General features: G+C 37.4%; 1 pseudogene. It reads left to right on the top strand.

Annotated features, from left to right (window positions below):
- Positions 1 to 186: 186 nt before the first annotated feature.
- Positions 187 to 302 (top strand): annotated as a pseudogene (locus tag ACFINZ_RS11010) (DUF4102 domain-containing protein); the annotation flags it as partial.

Here is a 302-nt window from a genome sequence, read left to right as displayed (position 1 = left end):
TAGCAACAAGAATCAAGTTGTATCAAGTGTGCAAGAGCATATTGATGTCTATAATTTTTTATGTTCCAATAAAAAAATTAAGAATTAAAGAAAAAATCTCAAATCAGAAATTAAAGGTGGTCTAAAAGGTGGACCCAAAAAGGTGGACGAGCAATGTGTGAAAAGGTGGACGAGAAGGGAAATTAAGTGAGGGGGATTCATCGATTATCAGCATTACTTGTCAAGTCTGCTTCTCAGGGTAAATATTGTGATGGGGCAGGGCTGTGGTTGAATGTTCGAAAAGACAATACGCGCTCTTGGTT

The organism is Bartonella sp. AA81SXKL, assembly GCF_042196945.1.
Taxonomy (GTDB): domain Bacteria; phylum Pseudomonadota; class Alphaproteobacteria; order Rhizobiales; family Rhizobiaceae; genus Bartonella.
This window is presented reverse-complemented; position numbering and strand designations above follow the sequence as displayed.